18 protein-coding genes and 1 pseudogene are annotated in these 16,520 nt (G+C 62.6%); 16 read left to right on the forward strand and 3 right to left on the reverse strand.

Annotation, left to right across the window (positions count from 1 at the left end):
* Positions 1 to 53: 53 nt before the first annotated feature.
* The 3 genes from ere(A) to qac all read right to left on the reverse strand — a co-directional run bounded on the left by ere(A) (position 54) and on the right by qac (position 2,358).
* Complete coding sequence (gene ere(A) / locus MOE34_RS05025) at positions 54 to 1,274, reverse strand: EreA family erythromycin esterase (RefSeq protein WP_032084014.1); 1,221 nt, start codon at positions 1,272 to 1,274, stop codon at positions 54 to 56.
* A gap of 192 nt (positions 1,275 to 1,466) precedes the next feature.
* The gene (gene dfrA32, locus MOE34_RS05030; protein WP_032084013.1) at positions 1,467 to 1,940 is read right to left on the reverse strand and encodes a trimethoprim-resistant dihydrofolate reductase DfrA32; all 474 of its coding nucleotides are present in this window, start codon (positions 1,938 to 1,940) and stop codon (positions 1,467 to 1,469) included.
* 85 nt (positions 1,941 to 2,025) lie between these two features.
* Positions 2,026 to 2,358: a quaternary ammonium compound efflux SMR transporter QacL gene (gene qac / locus MOE34_RS05035; RefSeq protein ID WP_015059047.1), complete on the reverse strand. Its 333-nt coding sequence runs from the start codon at positions 2,356 to 2,358 to the stop codon at positions 2,026 to 2,028.
* A 250-nt stretch (positions 2,359 to 2,608) separates the two neighbouring features.
* Here qac and intI1 point away from each other — a divergent pair, with 250 nt between their 5' ends.
* From intI1 to MOE34_RS25560, 16 genes and pseudogenes are all read left to right on the forward strand, one after another.
* Positions 2,609 to 3,622: a class 1 integron integrase IntI1 gene (intI1, locus tag MOE34_RS05040; RefSeq protein ID WP_000845048.1), complete on the forward strand. Its 1,014-nt coding sequence runs from the start codon at positions 2,609 to 2,611 to the stop codon at positions 3,620 to 3,622.
* A 581-nt stretch (positions 3,623 to 4,203) separates the two neighbouring features.
* Entirely contained in the window at positions 4,204 to 5,199 is a 996-nt protein-coding gene (gene trbB, locus MOE34_RS05045; RefSeq protein WP_242221577.1) for a P-type conjugative transfer ATPase TrbB, read from the forward strand.
* Complete coding sequence (locus MOE34_RS05050) at positions 5,196 to 5,528, forward strand: TrbC/VirB2 family protein (protein ID WP_029074212.1); 333 nt, start codon at positions 5,196 to 5,198, stop codon at positions 5,526 to 5,528. The genes trbB and MOE34_RS05050 overlap by 4 nt, the downstream gene beginning before the upstream one ends.
* Entirely contained in the window at positions 5,528 to 5,809 is a 282-nt protein-coding gene (locus tag MOE34_RS05055) for a VirB3 family type IV secretion system protein (RefSeq protein WP_029074213.1), read from the forward strand. The genes MOE34_RS05050 and MOE34_RS05055 overlap by 1 nt, the downstream gene beginning before the upstream one ends.
* A gap of 13 nt (positions 5,810 to 5,822) precedes the next feature.
* The gene (gene trbE / locus MOE34_RS05060) at positions 5,823 to 8,315 is read left to right on the forward strand and encodes a conjugal transfer protein TrbE (protein WP_029074214.1); all 2,493 of its coding nucleotides are present in this window, start codon (positions 5,823 to 5,825) and stop codon (positions 8,313 to 8,315) included.
* Complete coding sequence (gene trbJ / locus MOE34_RS05065) at positions 8,312 to 9,088, forward strand: P-type conjugative transfer protein TrbJ (protein WP_029074215.1); 777 nt, start codon at positions 8,312 to 8,314, stop codon at positions 9,086 to 9,088. The genes trbE and trbJ overlap by 4 nt, the downstream gene beginning before the upstream one ends.
* Before the next feature lie 14 nt (positions 9,089 to 9,102).
* Positions 9,103 to 9,369, forward strand: a complete 267-nt coding sequence (trbK-alt, locus tag MOE34_RS05070; protein ID WP_029074216.1) for a putative entry exclusion protein TrbK-alt — start codon at positions 9,103 to 9,105, stop codon at positions 9,367 to 9,369.
* 2 nt (positions 9,370 to 9,371) lie between these two features.
* On the forward strand, positions 9,372 to 10,733 hold the full coding sequence (gene trbL / locus MOE34_RS05075) for a P-type conjugative transfer protein TrbL (protein WP_029074217.1): 1,362 nt from the start codon (positions 9,372 to 9,374) through the stop codon (positions 10,731 to 10,733).
* Complete coding sequence (trbF, locus tag MOE34_RS05080) at positions 10,730 to 11,419, forward strand: conjugal transfer protein TrbF (RefSeq protein WP_029074218.1); 690 nt, start codon at positions 10,730 to 10,732, stop codon at positions 11,417 to 11,419. Before trbL ends, trbF begins: the two co-directional genes overlap by 4 nt.
* Entirely contained in the window at positions 11,416 to 12,417 is a 1,002-nt protein-coding gene (trbG, locus tag MOE34_RS05085) for a P-type conjugative transfer protein TrbG (protein WP_029074219.1), read from the forward strand. Before trbF ends, trbG begins: the two co-directional genes overlap by 4 nt.
* Positions 12,414 to 13,550 carry a TrbI/VirB10 family protein gene (locus MOE34_RS05090; protein WP_029074220.1) on the forward strand — a complete coding sequence of 379 codons (1,137 nt, stop codon included), beginning with the start codon at positions 12,414 to 12,416 and terminating at the stop codon, positions 13,548 to 13,550. The genes trbG and MOE34_RS05090 overlap by 4 nt, the downstream gene beginning before the upstream one ends.
* A 2-nt stretch (positions 13,551 to 13,552) precedes the next feature.
* On the forward strand, positions 13,553 to 13,774 hold the full coding sequence (locus MOE34_RS05095) for a DUF2274 domain-containing protein (RefSeq protein ID WP_029074221.1): 222 nt from the start codon (positions 13,553 to 13,555) through the stop codon (positions 13,772 to 13,774).
* Between the two features lie 135 nt (positions 13,775 to 13,909).
* Entirely contained in the window at positions 13,910 to 14,230 is a 321-nt protein-coding gene (locus MOE34_RS05100; RefSeq protein WP_029074222.1) for a hypothetical protein, read from the forward strand.
* Positions 14,227 to 14,589, forward strand: a complete 363-nt coding sequence (locus MOE34_RS05105) for a toxin-antitoxin system TumE family protein (protein WP_242221579.1) — start codon at positions 14,227 to 14,229, stop codon at positions 14,587 to 14,589. Before MOE34_RS05100 ends, MOE34_RS05105 begins: the two co-directional genes overlap by 4 nt.
* Complete coding sequence (locus MOE34_RS05110; RefSeq protein ID WP_242221581.1) at positions 14,577 to 14,966, forward strand: transcriptional regulator; 390 nt, start codon at positions 14,577 to 14,579, stop codon at positions 14,964 to 14,966. The genes MOE34_RS05105 and MOE34_RS05110 overlap by 13 nt, the downstream gene beginning before the upstream one ends.
* A gap of 2 nt (positions 14,967 to 14,968) precedes the next feature.
* Positions 14,969 to 16,003 (forward strand): annotated as a pseudogene (locus MOE34_RS25560) (recombinase family protein); the annotation flags it as partial.
* Positions 16,004 to 16,520: the final 517 nt, after the last annotated feature.

The raw sequence follows: 16,520 nt of genomic DNA on the forward strand, positions 1-16,520 counted from the left end.
AAACCGTCCGGTGGATTCGCAGGTTATGCTCCCTCATTTTCATTTCCGGTTTCCTATAGGGCAACTAGGCTGTCCTTGCCGGCGCTTGGAACACAGACGATGGCATCAAATGCCTCGCTCAATTTCGTTTTTACAGAGGCGCTTTGAGACCGCATTCGCTTTGCTTCCATGGGGGCATCTGTCAATGTCAGACATGAATTCTCCGTACCACAGGCGTCGATGACATACTGTTCCATACTATCCTCACGGATTGCATCGGCAGGCGTGGTCACAACAGAGAATCCAAGAGGACTGTCGGGCGATGGGAAATGCATTTCCGGCACGGTGGGTCCAAGATGGGTGAATGCAATCGCACGGTAATTCACCCTCTCTGCGAGGTGCTGCCCCATGGGAACAGCCGTAAGCTCGCCTGAAAAGGAGACTGGGGTTTTTTGTAAATGATTGTTGTGCGCCAGCAGAATTATCTTCACATCCGGATTCGCTCGAACCATTCCATCTACTACGCCCGCCATATACGAGTCACGTACGGAAGTATCTCCCTCAAGAGAGGTACCATCGAAGAAAGTTTTCATTATACGCAAGGTTTCCAACGTATACTCTATCGATTCTATTCGATCAGAGGCTTTTCGGAACAAATCGCTGTTGACGTGTTTTTTCAGTACAGGGGCAAGCGACGCCAAGCGGAGCTTCAATCTGGTTACCCCTGAGATAGCTTTCTCCTGCCGAGCCGTTTCTAGCTCCCCCCATTTTGCCGATGAAATAACCGCCGACTGGCCATCAATGGACGCCAACAAGTGAGTCAGCATATCAACGTGCGGTTTCATGAGGTGATCGATGAGCTGGATAATTTCGGCCAATTGCGCTAGGTCGTCCCTTGGGTTCAGGGTGTTGGGTAAGTCGATTCCGACTAACTGCAGTTTTCTTCCTGATTCGCGGAGATATGATTTCAGCCAGATCAGCACTGAGCCATACACAGAAAAGGTCAGGGTATCCGAAAATCGCTCAAGTTCATGAGCACCGGCTGTTGAGTTGAGCCATTCAGATAACCGGGATGCCTGAATCGCCCCACATTCCAAACCAATCGCATTAAAATCATGCCTTTCGACCAAATAGCGGATAAGACTTGCTCTAGCCAGTGAAAACTCCGCGACAAAATGAGCGCCCTCGCCAATGCCGACAATTCGGGCGCCCTCAATTACGGAAGTAAGAATCTCAAACTCATTGAAGTCCAGATTTTGAGGCTGTAAAAGTGTTCTGGTCGTTCTCCACGTCATTATTTTACCTTTGCGTTTATTACTTTAATCGCCATACGTTCGCTTCGCCAACAACCCGGGTCACAGCATAACGCCGAGTTCAGCGGCAGTTTTTAAGTTGTGGTTTTATGGAATATTTTTGCGCAGCAAAACCATAAAACCACAACTTAAAAACTGTCCAAGGAGCGGAGCGACTGGTGCTGCAACGACTTGTTAGCCTTTTTTCCAAATTTGATATGTATAATTTATATTAGACACAAAAAACTGTTCAAAAACCAAGTTGAAACCTTCAGGTAATATAGGGAATTTAATATCACCTTCAACCTCAACATGAATAGTAGATAGATGAATTATATCTGCTTTTTCAATAAGGCTTTCATAGATTTGCCCCCCACCCGAAATATATACATGATCTGTAATTTTAGATAGTTCTTGCAAAGCATTTTCTATTGAAGGAAAAACCAAGACGTTTTCATTTGACCCTGAAATTCCATTCTTTGACACTACTGCATATTTGCGATTTGGAAGAACTCCCATAGAGTCAAATGTTTTCCTTCCAACAAGAAGCCACTGATTGTATGTGAGCGCCTTAAAGATTAGCTGCTCACCTTTTGCTGACCACGGAATATCAGGACCACTACCGATTACGCCATTTTCTGACACTGCAGAAATCAATGAAATTTTCAATTTAACTCCCGATATGGCTAACACCTGAATTAAGCCGCGCCGCGAAGCGGCGTCGGCTTGAATGAATTGTTAGATGCCAGCCCGATCAATGTGCGCTGACCTTGGATAGCAGATTTAGAACGGCGACGCCACTAACGATAAGTCCCATGCCAACGAACGCCCACAAGTCTAGTTTCTGGCCATGGAAGATCCAAGCGATAGCTGCCACAAGTACGATGCCGAGGCCAGCCCAAACAGCATAAGCAATGCCGACCGGGATGGACTTGATTGCGAGAGAGAGGAAATAGAACGCAAGCCCGTAGCCAGCCACAACTACAACAGAAGGAACTAACTTGGTGAATCCATGGCTGGACTTCAGTGCGGAAGTTGCGACGACCTCACCAAATATTGCAATAGCCAGAAAGAGCCAGTTCTTCACGTGCAATCTCCTCTACGGTATGAAGGATAAATAGTGGTGGCTATGAGTTGCCAAAAACAGTCTTGCGGCTGTCGATTTTCTGTGAGCATACGCAACGCCAAATCTGGCATCTAACTTTGTTTTAGGGCGACTGCCCTGCTGCGTAACATCGTTGCTGCTCCATAACATCAAACATCGACCCACGGCGTAACGCGCTTGCTGCTTGGATGCCCGAGGCATAGACTGTACAAAAAAACAGTCATAACAAGCCATGAAAACCGCCACTGCGCCGTTACCACCGCTGCGTTCGGTCAAGGTTCTGGACCAGTTGCGTGAGCGCATACGCTACTTGCATTACAGTTTACGAACCGAACAGGCTTATGTCCACTGGGTTCGTGCCTTCATCCGTTTCCACGGTGTGCGTCACCCGGCAACCTTGGGCAGCAGCGAAGTCGAGGCATTTCTGTCCTGGCTGGCGAACGAGCGCAAGGTTTCGGTCTCCACGCATCGTCAGGCATTGGCGGCCTTGCTGTTCTTCTACGGCAAGGTGCTGTGCACGGATCTGCCCTGGCTTCAGGAGATCGGAAGACCTCGGCCGTCGCGGCGCTTGCCGGTGGTGCTGACCCCGGATGAAGTGGTTCGCATCCTCGGTTTTCTGGAAGGCGAGCATCGTTTGTTCGCCCAGCTTCTGTATGGAACGGGCATGCGGATCAGTGAGGGTTTGCAACTGCGGGTCAAGGATCTGGATTTCGATCACGGCACGATCATCGTGCGGGAGGGCAAGGGCTCCAAGGATCGGGCCTTGATGTTACCCGAGAGCTTGGCACCCAGCCTGCGCGAGCAGCTGTCGCGTGCACGGGCATGGTGGCTGAAGGACCAGGCCGAGGGCCGCAGCGGCGTTGCGCTTCCCGACGCCCTTGAGCGGAAGTATCCGCGCGCCGGGCATTCCTGGCCGTGGTTCTGGGTTTTTGCGCAGCACACGCATTCGACCGATCCACGGAGCGGTGTCGTGCGTCGCCATCACATGTATGACCAGACCTTTCAGCGCGCCTTCAAACGTGCCGTAGAACAAGCAGGCATCACGAAGCCCGCCACACCGCACACCCTCCGCCACTCGTTCGCGACGGCCTTGCTCCGCAGCGGTTACGACATTCGAACCGTGCAGGATCTGCTCGGCCATTCCGACGTCTCTACGACGATGATTTACACGCATGTGCTGAAAGTTGGCGGTGCCGGAGTGCGCTCACCGCTTGATGCGCTGCCGCCCCTCACTAGTGAGAGGTAGGGCAGCGCAAGTCAATCCTGGCGGATTCACTACCCCTGCGCGAAGGCCATCGGTGCCGCATCGAACGGCCGGTTGCGGAAAGTCCTCCCTGCGTCCGCTGATGGCCGGCAGCAGCCCGTCGTTGCCTGATGGATCCAACCCCTCCGCTGCTATAGTGCAGTCGGCTTCTGACGTTCAGTGCAGCCGTCTTCTGAAAACGACAAAATCGTCGTCAAACGCGATCTTTGCCACGTCATACAGGGCACGGTACTTGTCCGCTTCGTCGCATATATCCTAAGTTTTGCGACAAAATCGCCGGCGCTGATTTTGTAGGGAAAAAGCTGTCGCGACAATCAGGCATGAAAATCTAACTTGCGCGACAGATTTTTGCGACACTGAACGACCGCTTCACCCTCTGTCGGCCCGGAAGCTGCCATTCCATTCTCCACCCCATCTTAGATGCCACCCATCCTATTTACCGCCGTTCGCCGCCGATCACCGCACGCAGCTAGATACTTGTTGAACCGGCCGGATTTCGGCCTCTCTTAATCGACCCCGATCCGGGGATCGCCTGTCGCGCCCCATGAAGAAACGGGGCCGACATGACCACCAATCACCAAAAGCCGGAAGCCATTGCGCGCGGCGCGCGCATGTTGCGCACCGCGCTCGGCCCAGCCATTGCCCGGCTGCTCGAAGACCCGGCCGTGGTCGAGGTGATGCTGAACCCGGATGGTCGCCTTTGGGTGGACCGGCTATCCGAAGGGCTTTCCGACACGGGCGAGCGACTGTCCGCCGCCGATGGCGAACGCATCGTTCGGCTAGTCGCGCATCATGTCGGCGCGGAGGTTCATGCCCGCAGCCCCCGCGTCTCGGCCGAACTGCCCGAGAGCGGGGAGCGGTTTGAAGGGCTATTGCCGCCCGTGGTCGCTGCCCCGACCTTCGCCATCCGCAAGCCCGCCGTCGCGGTGTTCACGCTCGACGACTATGTGGCGGCGGGCATCATGTCCACCGATCAGGCGGAAACGCTGCGCGAAGCCGTCGCATCCCGCGCCAATATCTTGGTAGCGGGCGGCACCAGCACCGGCAAAACCACGCTGACCAATGCGCTGCTCGCCGAGGTGGCGAAGACGGCGGATCGCGTCGTCATCATCGAGGACACGCGCGAGCTGCAATGCGCCGCGCCCAACCTTGTCGCCATGCGGACGAAAGACGGCGTGGCGACGCTTTCCGATCTGGTCCGGTCCTCGCTGCGCCTGCGCCCCGACCGCATCCCTATCGGCGAGGTGCGCGGATCGGAAGCCCTCGACCTGCTCAAAGCATGGGGCACGGGCCATCCGGGCGGGATCGGCACCATTCATGCAGGCACCGGCATCGGCGCGCTGCGCCGCCTTGAACAGCTCATCCAAGAGGCTGTCGTCACCGTCCCGCGCGCCCTGATCGCCGAGACAATCGACCTCGTTGCCGTCCTTTCCGGGCGCGGTTCCGCGCGCCGGCTGGCCGAACTCGCCCGCGTCGAAGGGCTGGGACCGGACGGCGACTACCGCATCACGCATCCCATCCCTTTGGCAATCCCCACCAGCACAGGAGAATCTTCATGATCCGCACGATTTCGCGCGGCTATCGCTTCGCCGCGACCGCCGCATCCACCCTTGTCATCAGCTTCATGCTCGCCCCGGCCGCCCATGCGTCCGGTTCGTCGATGCCGTGGGAAGCACCGCTCCAAAGCATCCTCCAGTCCATCGAAGGGCCGGTCGCCAAGATCATCGCCGTCATCATCATCATCGTGACCGGCCTGACTTTGGCCTTCGGCGATACGGGCGGCGGCTTTCGCAAGCTGATCCAGATCGTGTTCGGCCTGTCCATCGCCTTCGCGGCGTCGAGCTTCTTCCTGTCGTTCTTCTCGTTCGGCGGCGGGGCGCTCATCTGATGGCGGGCGGCCTCGAACAGCTCGACGCGGTGCCGGGGTTCACGGTCCCGGTCCATCGGGCGCTGACCGAGCATATTTTGCTCGGCGGCGCACCGCGCTCCATCGCGATTCTGAACGGCACGCTGGCCGGGGCCGTGGGCCTCGGCCTGCGCCTCTGGCTGGTCGGCATCGCCATCTGGGCCATCGGTCATTTCGCGGCCGTGTGGGCGGCAAAGCGCGATCCCCTCTTTGTCGAGGTCGGGCGGCGGCATCTGCGCATCCCCGGCCATCTGGCGGTGTGAGGGAGGCGCGTCGATGATGAACCTTGCCGAATACCGCAGCACCGCCACCCGACTCGCCGACTATCTGCCATGGGCGGCACTGGTCGGCTCCGGCGTCGTCTTGAACAAGGATGGGAGTTTTCAGAGGACCGCGAAGTTTCGCGGCCCCGATCTGGATTCCGCCGTCGCGGCCGAGCTGGTCGCCGTCGCCGGCCGCATCAACAACGCCGTGCGCCGTCTCGGCTCCGGCTGGAGCATCTTCGTCGAGGCACAGCGCAGCGAGGCGGCGACCTATCCCGATAGTCGCTTTCCCGATGCCGCGTCGGCGCTGGTCGATGCGGAACGGAAGGCTGGTTTCGAGGAAGCGGACGCGCATTTCGTGTCCGGCTACTTCCTCACCTTCCTCTGGCTGCCCCCGGCCGAGGAAGCCGCCCGCACTGAGGCATGGCTCTATGAGGGCCGCGAGAAAACCGGCGTGGACCCGTGGGAGCTGATGCGCGGCTTCATCGACCGCACCGACCGCGTGCTGGCGCTGCTCGACGGCTTCATGCCCGAGTGCCGTTGGATGGATGACGGCGCAACGCTGACCTACCTCCATTCCACCATCTCAACCAACCGCCATCGCGTGCGCGTGCCCGAGGTGCCGATGCACCTCGACGCGCTGCTCGCCGACCAGCCGTTGACTGGCGGGCTGGAGCCGCGCCTTGGCGACACACATCTGCGCGTCCTGACCATCGTGGGATTCCCGACCGCAACGATGCCGGGCCTGCTCGACGAGATGAACCGGCTGCCGTTCCCCTACAGGTGGGGCACGCGCGCGATCCTGCTCGACAAGACCGATGCGACCCGGTTGCTGACCCGCATCCGTCGCCAATGGTTCGCTAAGCGCAAGAGCATCGCGGCGATCTTGAAAGAGGTGATGACCAACGAGGCGTCCGCCCTTGTGGACACCGACGCGGCGAACAAGGCGCTCGACGCCGACATGGCGTTGCAGGAGCTTGGGGCAGACGTGGCGGGCATGGCCTACGTCACGGCGACCGTCACCGTATGGGATGCCGACCCGCGCGTGGCGCAAGAGAAGCTGCGCCTGGTCGAGAAGATCGTTCAGGGCCGTGACTTCACCGTCATGCCCGAGAGCGTCAACGCGGTTGACGCATGGCTCGGCAGTCTGCCCGGACACGCCTACGCCAATGTCCGCCAGCCGCCCATCAGCACTTTGAATCTCGCCCACATGATCCCGCTTTCAGCGGTGTGGGCGGGGCCGGAACGGGACGAGCATTTCGGTGCACCCCCTTTGCTCTTTGGAAAGACTGAAGGCTCAACCCCGTTCCGGCTAAGTCTCCATGTCGGCGACGTAGGACACACCCTTGTCGTTGGCCCGACCGGCGCGGGCAAATCCGTGCTGCTGGCGCTCATGGCCTTGCAGTTCCGGCGCTATGCGGGATCGCAGGTTTTCGCCTTCGACTTCGGCGGCAGCATCCGCGCCGCCGCGCTCGCCATGGGCGGGGATTGGCACGATTTGGGCGGTGGCCTCACGGAAGGAGATGAGGCGTCCGTTTCGCTCCAGCCACTTGCCCGCATCCACGACACCTATGAACGCGCATGGGCGGCGGACTGGATTGCGGCCATCCTCATGCGCGAGGGGCTGGCGATCACGCCCGAGGTCAAGGAACACCTTTGGACGGCGCTGACTTCGCTCGCTTCCGCGCCGGTCGAGGAACGGACCATCACCGGCCTTGCGGTGCTGTTGCAATCCAACGATCTGAAACAGGCGCTCCGTCCGTTCTGCGTCGGCGGTGCCTATGGCCGGCTGCTCGACGCCGAGACAGAGCATTTGGGATCGGCGGACGTGCAAGCCTTCGAGATCGAGGGCCTTGTCGGGACCGGCGCGGCCCCTGCCGTGCTTGCTTATCTGTTCCATCGTATCGGCGACCGGCTCGATGGCCGCCCCACGCTGCTCATCATAGATGAAGGCTGGCTTGCGCTGGACGACGAGGGTTTCGCCGGCCAGCTCCGTGAGTGGCTGAAAACGCTGCGCAAGAAGAACGCCAGCGTCATCTTCGCCACACAAAGCCTGTCCGACATTGACGGCAGCAACATCGCGCCCGCGATTATCGAGAGCTGCCCGACGCGACTCTTGCTGCCGAACGAGCGCGCCATCGAGCCGCAGATCACGGCCATCTATCGCCGCTTCGGCCTCAATGACAGGCAGATCGAAATCCTCGCACGGGCCACGCCCAAGCGGGATTATTACTGCCAGTCACGGCGCGGCAATCGCCTGTTCGAGCTTGGCCTGTCCGAAGTCGGCCTCGCCCTCTGCGCCGCATCCGCCAAATCCGACCAGACCCTCATTGCGCAGATCGTCGCCGAACGCGGCCGCGACGGCTTCCTCGCCGCATGGCTGCGCGAGCGCGGCGTCGATTGGGCGGCCGACCTGATCCCGAACCTCACCAATCTTGCCGACCGGCCGGAATCCGCCGCGCCGGCCCCGCTCGATAGCCACCCCACACAGGAGATTCTTCCATGACCTATCCCAAGATCGTTGGGGCCTCGGCCCTCGCGCTGGCGCTCGCCATGCCCGTCGCGCTTTCGCCCATGCTGGCAAGCCCGGCCCATGCACAATTCGGCTTCGGCCGGATCGTCTATGACCCGACCAACTATGCGCAAAACCTGCTTACCGCCGCGCGCACGCTGGAGCAGATCAACAACCAGATTCAGAGCCTCCAGAACGAGGCGCAGATGCTCATCAATCAGGCCCGCAATCTGGCGAGCCTGCCATATTCCTCGCTCCAGCAGCTCCAGCAGAGCGTCCAGCGCACGCAGCAGCTTCTCGGGCAGGCACAGAACATCGCCTTCGAGGTCGGCCAGATCGACCAAGCGTTCCAGAAGCAATATGGCAATGTCTCGCTTTCGGCGACCGACGCCCAGCTTGTCGCCGATGCGCGCAGCCGGTGGGAGAACACGGTCGGCAGCTTGCAGGACGCCATGCGCGTGCAGGCGGGAGCGGTCGGCAATATCGACAGCAACCGCGCCGAAATGGCCGCGCTGGTCGGCCAGAGCCAAGGCGCGACCGGCGCGCTGCAAGCCACGCAGGCCGGCAACCAGCTTCTCGCCCTCCAGTCGCAGCAGCTTTCCGACCTGATCGCGGTCATCTCGGCCAATGGCCGGGCCGACGCGCTGACCGAGGCCGAGCGCGCGACCGCTGCTGAACAGGGCCGCATCCAGCGCGAGCGGTTCCTGACACCCGGCACCGGCTACCTGCCGGGCAACGCGCAGATGTTCAACAACGGCAACAACTGACCGGGAGGCTCGCCATGGACGGCAAGATGCTGGCCCGGCTCGGGGCCGTGGTGTTCGTTGCGATTGCCTTGACAGTGACCGCAATCGACATGGCGCGGAAGGATGAACCTTCCGCGCCGCTCCCGGCCTCGGCCCTCCAGCCGCCGCCCGATCCCCTGCGCGCCAGCCTGCGCCGTTGCCAGCAGCTCGGCGAGGCCGCCGCAAGCGATGCCGACTGCCTCGCCGCTTGGGCTGAATCCCGCGACCGCTTCCTCGGCCGTGACCGCAGCGAGGCGCGCTGACCATGGGCAACACGGGCGTCATCGACAATTTCCTCGGAGTCTTCACCTCCTACATCGACAGTGGTTTTGGGCTGCTCGGCGGCGAGGTCGCCTTCATCGCCACAACGCTGATCGTCATCGACGTGACGCTCGCCGCGCTCTTTTGGGCATGGGGCGCGGATGACGACATTATCGCGCGGCTGGTCAAAAAGACGCTGTTCATCGGCGTCTTCGCCTACATCATCGGCAATTGGAACAACCTCGCCCGCATCGTCTTCGAGAGTTTCGCCGGCCTCGGCCTCATGGCCTCGGGCACCGGCTTTTCCGTCACCGATCTGATGCGGCCGGGCCGCGTGGCGCAGACCGGCCTCGACGCCGGCCGTCCGCTTCTCGATTCCATTTCCGACCTGATGGGCTGGATCAGCTTCTTCGAGAACTTCATCCAGATCGCGTGCCTGCTGTTTGCATGGGCGCTGGTGGTGCTGGCCTTCTTCATCCTCGCCATCCAGCTTTTCGTGACGCTGATCGAGTTCAAGCTGACCACGCTCGCCGGCTTCGTCCTGATCCCCTTCGGCCTGTTCGGCAAGACCGCCTTCATGGCCGAGAAGGTCTTGGGCAATGTGGTGTCGTCCGGCATCAAGGTCTTGGTGCTCGCCGTCATCATCGGCATCGGCAGCACCTTATTTTCGCAATTCACGGCCGGTTTCGGCGGGGCAACCCCGACCATCGACGACGCCATGGCGATTGTGCTGGCAGCCCTGTCGCTGCTCGGCCTCGGCATCTTCGGCCCCGGCATCGCCAACGGCATCGTCTCTGGCGGCCCGCAGCTCGGCGCGGGCGCGGCCGTGGGAACCGGCCTTGCGGTCGCAGGTGCAGGTGTCGCCGCTGGCGGCGGGGCTATGCTTGCGGCCAAGGGCGGTGCTGCCGCCCTCTCCGGTGGGGCCGCGGCCGTCCGCGGCGGTGCGACCGCCGCGGGCGCGGCAACCGCAGCCTATAGCGTCGGCGCGCTCGGCCAGTCCGGCGCGGTCGGTGTTGCTTCCGGCCTTGGTGGTGTTGCCCGCGCCGCAGGCTCGGCCGCCGTCTCTCCCTTGAAGCGCGCCGTCTCGAAAGCCACCGAGAGCGTCAAGTCCAGCTTTTCCGGTGGCGCACGCGCCGCCTTCGGTGTGACCGGCGGCTCATCCACCGCAGGCACGGTCGGCGGCGCGAGCGCCGATCCCACCGCAGCAGCATCCGGCCCGGCCGGCAGCCCGCCCGCATGGGCGCAACGGATGCGGCGCTCGCAGGCCATGAACCACGGCACGACCATGGCCGCCCATGCGGTGCGCTCCGGCGACAGCCACGGCTCCGGTTCCTCCATCAACCTTTCCGAAAGTGACCGCTCATGAGCATCTTCAAACGACCAGCAACCCACTACGGCAAATCGCCGGAACCCGAGACGCCCTATCAGAAGGCCGCGCAGGCATGGGACGAGCGTATCGGCTCGGCCCGCGTGCAGGCGAGGAACTGGCGTTATATGGCCTTCGGTTCCCTGATCCTGTCGGCCGGCTTCGCCTCGGCGCTGGTCTGGCAATCCGCGCGCGGGACCGTGGTGCCGTGGGTGGTGCAGGTGGACAATCTTGGACAGGCGCAGACCGTCGCGCCGGCCGCCGCCGATTATCGCCCGACCGACCCGCAGATCGCTTTCCATCTCGGCCGATTCATCGAGCAGGTCCGCGCGATCCCGGCCGACGCGATCATTGTCCGCCAGAACTGGCTTCGCGCCTACGAATGGACCACGGATCGCGGGGCGGCGGCGCTCAACGACTACGCCCGCGCCAATGATCCTTTCGCCAAGGTCGGCCGTCAACAGGTCGCCGTCGAGGTGTCTAGCGTCATCCGGGCGTCCCCCAACAGCTTCCGCGTCGCGTGGACCGAACGCCATTTCGAGAACGGCCAGCTTTCCAGCACGGAACGATGGACCGCGATCCTGACCATCGCCATCCAGCCGCCGCGCGATGCCGAACGGCTGCGCGCCAATCCGCTCGGCATCTACGTCAACGCAATTTCGTGGTCGCGGGAGATGAGCCAATGAGGACGATCACCCGCACCCCCACAATCGCGGCCGTGCTGCTTTCTGCCACCATGCTCGCAGGCTGCGCCACCAACCGGACGCCGCAATTCAGCTATGACGCCAGCGTACCCCCGCTGCCAACCGTGCAGGCGGCGGCAACCGATAACACGCCCCGGCCTTTGCGTGTGCCCCCTGCATGGACCGTCGCGCGTGGAGGAACCGCCGCAGGGACGCCGGCCGGCCGCGTCGAGAACGCCAATGCAGCCGCCCGCGTCGAGCCGCGCCGGGAAGGCTACTACAATGCAATCCAGATTTATCCGTGGTCGGAAGGCGCGCTCTATCAGGTCTATGCCGCAGTCGGGCAGATCACGACCATTGCGCTGGAGCCGGGCGAGAGCCTGACAGGCGCGGGGCCGATTGCGGCCGGCGACACCGCCCGCTGGATCATAGGCGACACCGAGAGCGGCAGCGGTGCGAACCGCCGCGTCCATATCCTCGTGAAACCGACGCGACCTGACATTTCCACCAACCTTGTCGTCACCACCGACCGGCGCACCTACATGATCGAGTTGCGCGCGCGGGAATCACTCTACATGCCGGCCGTCGCATGGGCCTATCCCGCACCGCCTGCCGGCCAGCGTCACACCGTTCCAGCCGCACCGATCATCCCGGCCGAGGCTGCGCGGAACTACCGCTATGCATTGCACGTGCAGGGCGACAACCCGCCATGGCGGCCGGCTTCCGTGTTCGACGATGGCCGGCGCGTCTATGTCGTCTTCCCGGCCGGGATCGTGCAGGGCGAAATGCCGCCGATTTTCGTGCTCGGCACGAATGGCGAACCGCAGATCGTCAACAGCCGAGTCCACCAGAACGTCCTGATCGTGGACCGCCTGTTCGGCGCGGCCGAGCTGCGCCTTGGCAACGGCAACCGCCAGCAGGTCGTCAGGATCGTTCGCATCAACCCGACGCAGGCCGCTGCCGCACAGCCCGCCAGCGCGACCGGAGGCTCCCCGTCATGACCGACAACACCATCAGCGACACCATCGCGCCCATGCGCCTGCGCGCCGAACCGCCGCGCGTCACCCGCCTGTCTCGCAAGATGCTGGCAGGCGTCGGCGCGGTCGCCTTGCTCGGCATCGGCGGCGCACTGATCTACGCGCTCCAGATCCGCGATGCAGGGCCGGGAGGCGAAGAACTCTATTCGACCGAGAACCGCCCAACGGCGGACGGCCTGTCCGGCTTGCCGCGCGACTATACGGGGCCGGTGCTCGGCCCGGCGCTGCCCGGCGACCTCGGCCGTCCGATCCTCGACGCGCAGAACAGGGGACAGCCGGTCGCGCCGCCCGTCATGACGACGCCCGCCGTCGATCCCGAAGAAGAACGCCGCCGCGCCGAGGAAGAAGCCGCGCGCTTGAGCAACGTGTTTTTCCAGTCCGGCCCACGCACGGGAGCGCCGGCAGGAACGTCCATGCCCGGCCTTGCAGGACTCGGCCTCGGCGGACAGCCCGCGACGCAAGACCGGCACGCGGCTTTCCTCAACGGACCCGTGGACCGGCAGACCATCGCGCCGGATCGCGTCGCGCCGCCGGCATCGCCCTACATCCTTCAGGCCGGGGCCGTGATCCCCGCCGCGCTCATCACCGGCATCCGCTCGGACCTGCCGGGCCAGATCACGGCGCAAGTGACCGAGAACGTCTATGACAGCCCGACCGGCAGCCTGCTCCTGATCCCGCAAGGGACGCGCATCATCGGTCAATACGATGACGGCGTGACCTTCGGCCAGCGCAGGGTGCTCTTGGTGTGGAATCGCCTGATCCTGCCCGGTGGCCGTTCCATCGTCCTTGAGCGCCTGCCGGGCGCGGACGCCAGCGGCTATGCCGGGCTGGAAGACGGGGTTGATTACCATTGGTGGGATCTGATGAAGGCCGCAGGGCTGTCCACGCTGCTCGCAGTCGGCACGGAGCTGGCGACCAGCGACGAGGACCGGCTTGTTCGAGCTATCCGCGACGGGGCGCAGGATACCGTCAATCAGGCGGGCCAGCAGATCGTGCAGCGCCAGTTGCAGGTTGCGCCGACTCTCACCATCCGGCCCGGCTTCCCGGTCAGGATCATCGTCACCCGCGACCTTGTATTTGAGCCGGCAGGAGGTTGACCATGACCAAGCTGAAACTCGGCCCGCTTCCCGACGACAAGCCCGTGAAGGTGACGGTGGAGCTACCCGCGCCGCTTCACCGCGATCTGACCGCCTATGCCGAGGTGCTGGCCCGCGAGAGCGGCCAGCCCGTCGCCGATCCCGTCAGGCTCATCGTGCCCATGCTGGAGCGGTTCATCGCCACGGATCGCGGCTTCGCCAAGGCACGGCGAGCCGCCAACTGAGTCCCATCCCGGCAGGGGTGCCGCCAGCGCATAGACGCAAATGCGGCACGCTACAGCCCGCCGACTGCCCTCCATGGTTCGCCCAATTCCGGGGCCTACAGCGCCCCGGAATCCACCAGAACCAAGGAGGATTCCATGTGTGCAGAGCGCCGTCGCGCCCGCAAAGGGCGACCGCGACAGCCGGTCCCCGAGACACTTCCCGACGATCTTTTCGACTATGCCGACGAACCTACGCCGGACGGCCGGGAGCGCCGCAGGTCGCCGCTTCGCATCGTCGATGTGGTGTCGTTGCCTGTCTTCGACGACTGGCCCGAGAAGGTGCCGATCACCGAGGAAGAACTGCAAATCTTCGAGCGGTATTTCGGTGACGTGCTCGACCGACTGTTCGGCCCAATCGACGATCCTGGCAATCAGGACTTGCAACGGTTATCCTCCGATGATAACACTAAGCCATGAGCGAGGATCGTGACCCGAGCCTCGACACGCTTCTGGACCTCGACGGACAGGTGCTCGTTGTCGATCCCGAGGGCGGCCATTGGGTGAAGTTCGTCGTCACCCGCGTTCCGGCCTCGCCGGAAAAGCCGCACGGCCTCGATTATTCGCTCACGCTTCACGGGCCTTCGGGCGAACGGTTGGTCGGATTCGATAACGCCCATCCGGTCGGCCGAGGAAGGCGGGGCGAGCCGATGGACCACCGGCATCGCCTCCAGACCGTGAAGCCCTACGCCTACGAGGATGCGGCCACGCTGCTGGCCGACTTCTGGCAGGCGGCGGACGCGGTGTTGAAGGAACGAGGCGTAACATGGCCACATTGAAAGTCGGGATTGCCGACTACGACGAGATGAAGGCGCGCACCATGCGGATCGCCAAAGGCGAGGAAAAGCCCGCACCCGACGATCCGAAGGTGTGGTTCACATCCATGGAATCCTTCGCGCAGCTCCTTTCGAGCGGGAACCGCGAGTTGCTGCGCGTCATCGACGAGCAGTCACCCGGTTCGCTGGAGGAACTGTCGCGGATCACGGGACGGGCGAAGCCTAACCTGTCCCGAACCCTCAAGAAGATGGCGAGCTACGGCCTGATCCGTATGGACCCCGGCGAGGGCCAGAAGCTCGTCCCTAAGGTGCTGCATGACCGCGTGGAGCTGGAATTGCCGCTGATAGAACGTCGCACGGCGGAAGGAGTCCGGTCATGAATATGCAAAGTCCCCATGTTGCGCTGCGCGCCGCGCTCTACCTGCGCGTTTCCACCACGCGGCAGGCCGAGCATGACGTGTCGATCCCCGACCAGCGCAAGCAGGGCGAGGCTTATTGTGTCTCGCGCGGCTACCAGCTTGTCGAAACCTTCGTGGAAGCCGGCGCTTCGGCCACCAATGACCGCCGCCCCGAGTTCCAACGGATGATCGAGGCCGGCACGTCCAAGCCCGCGCCCTTCGATGTCGTCGTGGTCCATTCGTTCAGCCGGTTCTTCCGCGATCACTTCGAGCTGGAGTTCAACGTCAGGAAGCTCGCCAAGAACGGCGTCAAGCTGGTGTCCATCACGCAGGAGATGGGCGACGACCCCATGCACGTCATGATGCGGCAGATCATGGCGCTGTTCGACGAATACCAGTCGAAGGAGAACGGCAAGCACGTCATGCGCGCCTTGAAGGAGAACGCCCGGCAAGGCTTCTGGAACGGCTCCCTGCCGCCCATCGGCTACCGTGTCGTCGATGCCGAGCAGCGCGGCGCGAAGATGAAGAAGAAGCTGGAGATCGACCCGCTCCATGCCGACACCGTGCGGCTGATTTTCCGCCTTGCATCGGAAGGCGACGGCACGTCCGGCCCCATGGGCGTCAAGAACATCGTCAATCACCTGAACAAGCACCGCATGTTTACCCGCAACGGCGGGCGTTGGGGCATCGGCCAGCTTCACCGTGTCCTGACCCGGCGCACCTATATCGGCGAGCATCGCTTCAATCGCCGCTCCAATAAGGGCGTGGTGAAGCCGGAGGAGGAAATCGTCACCGTCGCCGTGCCGCCGCTGATCGACCTTGAGATATTCGAGGCCGTGCAGAATCGCTTGAAGGTCAACAATCCGAAGGTGACGCCGCCGCGCGTCGTCAGCGGCCCGAACCTGCTGACCGGCATCTGCCATTGCGGCAATTGCGGAGGCGCAATGACGCTGCGCACCGGCAAGAACGGCCGGTATCGCTACTATGCTTGCTCGATTCGGGCACGGCAGGGCGACACAGGCTGCAAGGGCCGCGCGATCCCGATGGATAAGCTCGACCGCATGGTGGTGACGCATATCGAGGAAAGGCTTCTCGACCCCGAGCGGATCGAAGACGTTCTCGCCTCGCTTCTGGATCGCCGGCAGGAAGGCGTCGAGCGGCGCAGCCAGCATATTGCCGAGTTGAACCATCGCGCGGCCGAGGCCGACAACCGCCTCAAGCGCCTCTACGATGCCATTGAAGCCGGTTCGCTCGACCCGGCCGAGTCTTCCCTTGGCGAGCGCATCGCGGGCCTCACGGCGCTTCGGGATCAGGCGCGGGCCGATGCCACGCGGATCGAAGCCATGCTCGCAAGCTCTACCCACCAGCGCCTCACCGGGGCAGCCGTGCGGGAACTGGCGAGCGAAGCACGCACCCGACTGCGGCTTGGAAAGGGCGGCTATCGGCGGGAACACGTCCGGGCCTTCGCCCAACACGTCGAGGTCGCAGACGACGCGATCTACATCAAAGGAAGCAAAAACGTCCTGTTGAGGACGC

Origin of the sequence: Shinella zoogloeoides (assembly GCF_022682305.1) — a bacterium.
Classification (GTDB): Bacteria; Pseudomonadota; Alphaproteobacteria; order Rhizobiales; family Rhizobiaceae; genus Shinella; species Shinella zoogloeoides_B.